Here is a 5,557-nt window from a genome sequence, read left to right on the forward strand (position 1 = left end):
CTTGATTTAATAGAGTCCACCAGCTACAGAAGCTAGTGTGGGTTAATGAATTCAGTTGATATTTAGGTTAAGTTAGAGGTTCAGCCCTATGTGACTTACCGAAGGGGTGGCTGATTAACTTCGGTGTGAGGAAATTTATGCAATATAGTAATAATTTAGATACTAGCGCGAGATTGTATGCTATTGAATCTGCCCTTGCTTATACAATTACGGCTATATCCCACAAGACCCCATCAGTTAAAAACAATATAATTAATGCGTTGAGATTTGATTCAGATAATAATAATTCAGCTACTAAAGAAGCTCTTTTAGCCCTTGCCGCACTCATTGAGTCATTTGAAGTTACACAGAGTTAGCTTCAATAGTACCCCTGACGTTCATGTCACAGCTCGCTTTCGCTTGCATGTCAGTGAGCTGTTTTTCTAATGCTATTACTCGATCCTGTAGTGTATTTTGGTGCGGATCACTTAATACAGCATCTTCTGCAATATCAATGATGACTGCTTTTGCTCTCTTGATTGCTTCAGCACGGTAATAATCAATATCTTCACCGTCTTTCTTTTCAACCCGTACTGTTAGTGTAAAAATCGGCAGTAAATTAAAATTACTTGGCGCAACACATACCTGAACATTGATAGCTGAATCAGTGTGGGTGAAGTCATTCGCACTATATTCATACTTTTTACTCATAACCACCTCTCTCACTTTTAATTAATAAACTTAGCTGTAACACCTGTATTTTCACCCTCACTATGAGTGATAGTGACAACCAAATCATCAGATGTGCCGTTAACACGATATTTCCGAGCAAACTGAGTGCTTGTTTTTCCATAAAAGGCATCTTTGACCAGGCGCTCTCCGTTTTGGTGTACTTCAAAAGAGACGGAGCCATTAAGCTTCGTCACCGTAACTTGGATTGTTTTCATTTGGCGCCCTCTTAAACAGAAGAAGGCCACGCAATGCGCAGCCCTTGGAATAATTTTTGGAATATTTTGTTTTTCGAAATGGTGTTGGCTGATTTAGTTCAACCAGACTGTTCCGCGCTATCAGAACTTTATAGCAGATTATAAGTATTGTGGAGGCATACGCTGAGAGTGTATGCGTTCAGGTTCCCCATGGCGTGTGTGCTTCTATCCTGATAAGTACAGATAACCCATGCAAGTTAGCCAATCAACCTTGGCATTCTCCACAATGAAAACCCTACTCGCTTTAATGCCGCTATGTGCAAGATAGAAGCTAGTAAATAGAGTTTTCATTATGTGAACTGAACCGTTTTTAAATATTTACCTTAAGTCACACCGATGGTATAAAGGTTTGGCAACATTGTTTTATCATGATTCTACTTTTGGATTGTATATTTTAGCCACCTGCTGGGGTGGCTTTTTTAGTTTTCTCACGCTCAGTGTATACAATTAAGTATTGCAGCAATTAGGACATGCTTTAGCTTTCGGGAAAAAATACATTTGAGCAACATAGGTGGCTGAGAAATGATTATCAAATTTACCTAGGAATAATCGCCTCTTATCCTCAGGTAGATATCCGCAGCCCCTTTATGCACACGATGATAAGCGTATTCATCAATTAAAGTGTCTACGTAGTATTCCATACTCCATTCCTTTCTTATTATTTTTAGCATGATAGTTAATAGAAAGATTATTAAAGCTTGGCCAATAAAAGTATCCTTAATCCGCTCTATAAAAAACCCGCCATTGCTGACGGGTTCCGCTATAGGGACCTGCTAATCATCCTTGATACCTATAGCGCCACGTAGGTTATGCTACAGCCATCTGACTTGCAATTAATAATTGTAACATTTCATTAACTACACATGTAACTCTGACCAAACGTAACAGCAAGTCTTATGTTTGTTTTAGGTACAAAAAAAGCCCCGCGATTGCGAGGCCTTGAATTGGTTTAATGCGACTAGGTATAGAATGTCCATTATTAGAAGATAATAAGCCAATTTCGGACAAAATTCAAGTTTTACTAATTATTCGAACAACTCACTTAATCACTTTACTAAATGCTTGTTCCGCCATGCTTTCTTCAATAAAGCACTTACTTGTTAATTTTTCATAGAACGGCTTCCAGTTTCTACGCCATGTTCTTTCGTTAAGGTCGGGTACTAAATGCCTTATTGCATTATATGCCACAGACGACGGTACACGGTTGACCCCCTTACCAGCACAACGAGGACAATCTTTAAATACAGGAACACCCTGTAACTTAGTTTGAATGTCATCTAATACCTTGCCTCTCCCTTTACAGCGGCAACGGTGTGCTAATTGCCCCTTACCGTTACACTCTTGGCACAATTCACCCACTTCTTCATTTTTTGTCCACGGCTCAATAATTACAGTTCCGTCTAGTCTGGTTATACCAGGATGTTTAATGACGTCCTTGCGCTTATAAATAAGGCCTTTACCGCTACATGCTGAACATGGAAAAACTGAACCGGCTGAACGGGCATAATCTTCAAATGCCATTCTGGCCAGAATAATTAGACAATAACCCAACTTTTTACCTGCAGCTTTAGCCACCAGCTTAGGTGTGATTTTTTTAGCGTATTGGGTCAAGGCTTCTACCGTAGAGAACTTATCCTCTTCGCTGATATCATTTTTCGCCAAAAAAGCTGCCATACCGAATTCAGCTTGTGATTCAGTCATGCCTACAGCCGCCATAATATCGGTACCTGTTAAACGGTCTGGGGATGTGCTGCCAGCTACATTGCCGAATGTCGGTGACTTAGGATGAAAGTTTTTAAGTACATTTTCTAATTTCATGATATCCGCCTCTATCAACCAAAAACACCCAGACCGATAGACCGATCTAGAAATTTAAATAACAAAATGATTTGGCTTCCATGCTCCCGCTCCCACCCATTTGGATCCTTATGCAATTCGCTGTGGTGAATACGACATAATGGAATAGTGAACAAATCATGGGCTTTTGTACCCATTCCACCTTGACCATGGCCGATTAGGTGATGTGCATCATCCGATGTGGCGCCACAAACACAACATGGCTGTGATTTAACCCACTTAAGATATTCGTCGCTTGTCCAGCGTTTAAACTTTGGCTTTAGCATTAGGCTTGCTGGTGGCTCGGGATCGATGGTTAAATTTAATACAGGTTTCGATACCCGTTCATCACTAACCACGTCGCTGAGGTATTGGTCAGCAAGAGAGATAAGGCCTGACGGTCGATGTTTTAATTCATCAGGTAATGTCATGATCAGCATTCTGCCATTAAACAAATTTAGGCTTGCTCCTGGTCTAAACATCACAGCATTAACTTCAGGAATAATGATGGGGGTTAATATCCATTGGTGGCTCATGATATTTTCTCCAATTCTGCATTGAGGGGCCTTATCTCAATTTCAAATCGACCACCCTTTACGACTTCATGCCATTCAATGACGGCACGCCTAACCTGAACGTCATCACTCCAAACACCAGCATGCGTTAATGCATCAAAAGGCGCTTTCAAGTAATTATCAATATCCATTCGACGCTTTGACGGTGGATACATCTTCACAATGACAGATACATGCTCAGTGATTGCTTTCGGTCTTCTACGTAATTGCTCATAGATGGCTGCTGCTGCATTTGCCCGGAACGCCCGTCCCTTTGCACTGATTAACGTTTTACCGTTGATGTTCCGCCAGCAAGCATTAACACTTGGGGGGAAAGGCAATACAAGGCTTAAAGATCCAGACATATTTGACCTCCACCAGAAACTATGGAGAATACCCTGCCGTTTGCATTTAAATATTTACCCCAGTGCGCTTTACGGATGATTTCAGCTTGTTCAATAGTAAAGCTCGCCTCACGCAAACCACCCTTATGACGACGAACCATAAAGCCTTTCGCGTATAACGGTTGGCAAATTGGGCAATAATCTACCGTGTCCATGAATCCAGCAGGCCCAGAAAAAAAGATATTACTTTTCCATGTGGCGCACTCACGACACATTGGAGCATCGCAGGTGTGATTTTTTCTTAGTGTTATCATATTGCCGTTTTCATCCTCCTCGGCATCAAAACCAAGGACAAAATCACATAATAAGGTTGCTTTGCCACCACAGAACATGCATTTATTGCTAGCCATTTGTTACCACCTTATTCCAAATTGCTATTGCTGATGGCTTATCATTTACTGCAGGGCCTTTCGCCCCACAGCTATGACAATAAACATAAAACCAAGTGCGGTATTCGAGGGTTTGAATGTGCAGATCCTCACTGCCACATTTGCATTGGTGAATTTCTGGCATTTTGTTATTCACTGTCTAACTCCCGCCAGCAACTGATCTAACTGTTTTAGTGATTGGTTTCCCATATCACCTATGTAAGCTTTTTCAACAACTTTAATCCCACACTCGAATTGAGACTCGGGCTCACACTTCTTGATTTCGTCCACTTTTTTAGGCTCTGCTGTTGGTTGCGCCTTAAGCCTTGCCTTGGCTTTTATAGCCTGCTGGCGCTCTTTTTCTTGCCTCTCTTTCTCAATTGACTGTTTTAGTTTGGTGATAGCGTATGGTGTCACTTGATAATGGCTTATTGCGTGCCCCTTACCATCCTTCTTCATTTCACCAAGGTATTTGACGCACCCAAGATCAATCAGGATGACAAGCATTCTTCTGGATAATAATTTATGGTACCCACACGCACTTTTGAGGTGATTTGTGTTAAAAGTGTCGAATTGACGACCCGCTTTAATAATTTCAATGCATTGTTGGTAAGTGTCACGTCTCACGCTGCCACCCCCATTTTTTTAGCTAACCACCTAACTTGCTCTATGAATATTCTGCCTCGTTCCTCTAGATCCTCACGCTGGATATAATCAAATGGTTTGCCTGTCCATGACTTATCAAAAACGACAATAGCGCCAGCAAAGAATGCCCCCGTTGGCTTCTGTTTATCATCTGATGGGTTAAACCACGCAGGGAGCTCAAACCCAATACGACCGCGAATAAAGCAAACATGATCTGCATTTTCTGGCCACCAGCTTTCACTTGTTGCCGCCTTCAAAAGAAAAACATAGCGACCGCCTTTCTCTCTCATTGCAAAGGCGTGGTTCATTATGTGGCCAACACCCGTTATAGCCTGTTTTTCGTGATATGAACTGCGTGAATATGGTGGATTACCAAATGCAGCACCGCCAACTTCTTTTAGCTTTTCCGACCAGTCTTGAGTTAAAGCATTATCTTCTGCAGTGTAGAAGTTAGGTGCCTTAGTGTTTTTACCGTCAGTAAATAAATCGAGTTTGAATAACCCATATATCGAGCTGATACCCCAGTACAATTCATCGGGTGTACACCACTGATCCCCAATTTCATTAAGCTTATGTCGTGGTTTAGCTTTAAGTGCCTCGAGGCTTTGAATGTATTTATTCATCAGATAGCCCCTCGCTGCTGGTGGGATTTAACATACTCGCGCATATGCTTATAACGCTGCTGAACTTGAAAATGGTCAGCATGATGGTTTAAGTGACGAAACTTCCTGCAAGTCACTAAATCACAACGGGATTGATTCCATCTGTTGCGAAGCTTGCGAATA

General features: G+C 41.5%; 10 protein-coding genes. 1 reads left to right on the forward strand and 9 read right to left on the reverse strand.

Annotated features, from left to right (window positions below; genetic code table 11):
- The first annotated feature begins 137 nt into the window (after positions 1-137).
- Positions 138-356 (forward strand): hypothetical protein, encoded by a 219-nt coding sequence (locus tag PSF28_RS23200; protein WP_181489608.1) that lies wholly within the window; start codon positions 138-140, stop codon positions 354-356.
- Here the strand turns inward: PSF28_RS23200 and PSF28_RS23205 are convergent.
- The 9 genes from PSF28_RS23205 to PSF28_RS23245 all read right to left on the reverse strand — a co-directional run bounded on the left by PSF28_RS23205 (position 343) and on the right by PSF28_RS23245 (position 5,395).
- Complete coding sequence (locus PSF28_RS23205; RefSeq protein ID WP_272685723.1) at positions 343-690, reverse strand: DUF1327 domain-containing protein; 348 nt, start codon at positions 688-690, stop codon at positions 343-345. The genes PSF28_RS23200 and PSF28_RS23205 overlap by 14 nt on opposite strands.
- 17 nt (positions 691-707) lie before the next feature.
- Complete coding sequence (locus PSF28_RS23210) at positions 708-926, reverse strand: hypothetical protein (RefSeq protein WP_071548867.1); 219 nt, start codon at positions 924-926, stop codon at positions 708-710.
- Positions 927-2,003: 1,077 nt separating this feature from the next.
- Positions 2,004-2,783: an antitermination protein Q gene (locus PSF28_RS23215; RefSeq protein ID WP_272685725.1), complete on the reverse strand. Its 780-nt coding sequence runs from the start codon at positions 2,781-2,783 to the stop codon at positions 2,004-2,006.
- A gap of 14 nt (positions 2,784-2,797) precedes the next feature.
- Positions 2,798-3,337: a DUF968 domain-containing protein gene (locus PSF28_RS23220; RefSeq protein ID WP_272685724.1), complete on the reverse strand. Its 540-nt coding sequence runs from the start codon at positions 3,335-3,337 to the stop codon at positions 2,798-2,800.
- Positions 3,334-3,720, reverse strand: a complete 387-nt coding sequence (locus PSF28_RS23225; protein ID WP_272675400.1) for a RusA family crossover junction endodeoxyribonuclease — start codon at positions 3,718-3,720, stop codon at positions 3,334-3,336. The genes PSF28_RS23220 and PSF28_RS23225 overlap by 4 nt, the downstream gene beginning before the upstream one ends.
- Positions 3,705-4,109, reverse strand: a complete 405-nt coding sequence (locus PSF28_RS23230; protein ID WP_239407395.1) for a hypothetical protein — start codon at positions 4,107-4,109, stop codon at positions 3,705-3,707. The genes PSF28_RS23225 and PSF28_RS23230 overlap by 16 nt, the downstream gene beginning before the upstream one ends.
- Positions 4,102-4,284: a hypothetical protein gene (locus PSF28_RS23235; protein WP_239407396.1), complete on the reverse strand. Its 183-nt coding sequence runs from the start codon at positions 4,282-4,284 to the stop codon at positions 4,102-4,104. Before PSF28_RS23235 ends, PSF28_RS23230 begins: the two co-directional genes overlap by 8 nt.
- A complete protein-coding gene (locus PSF28_RS23240) occupies positions 4,281-4,754 on the reverse strand; it encodes a hypothetical protein (protein ID WP_239407397.1) in 474 nt (157 codons plus the stop codon). Before PSF28_RS23240 ends, PSF28_RS23235 begins: the two co-directional genes overlap by 4 nt.
- Positions 4,751-5,395: a phage N-6-adenine-methyltransferase gene (locus PSF28_RS23245; protein ID WP_196732057.1), complete on the reverse strand. Its 645-nt coding sequence runs from the start codon at positions 5,393-5,395 to the stop codon at positions 4,751-4,753. Before PSF28_RS23245 ends, PSF28_RS23240 begins: the two co-directional genes overlap by 4 nt.
- Between the last annotated feature and the right edge of the window lie 162 nt (positions 5,396-5,557).

Origin of the sequence: Providencia sp. PROV130, from assembly GCF_028482225.1 — a bacterium.
Classification (GTDB): Bacteria; Pseudomonadota; Gammaproteobacteria; order Enterobacterales; family Enterobacteriaceae; genus Providencia; species Providencia rettgeri.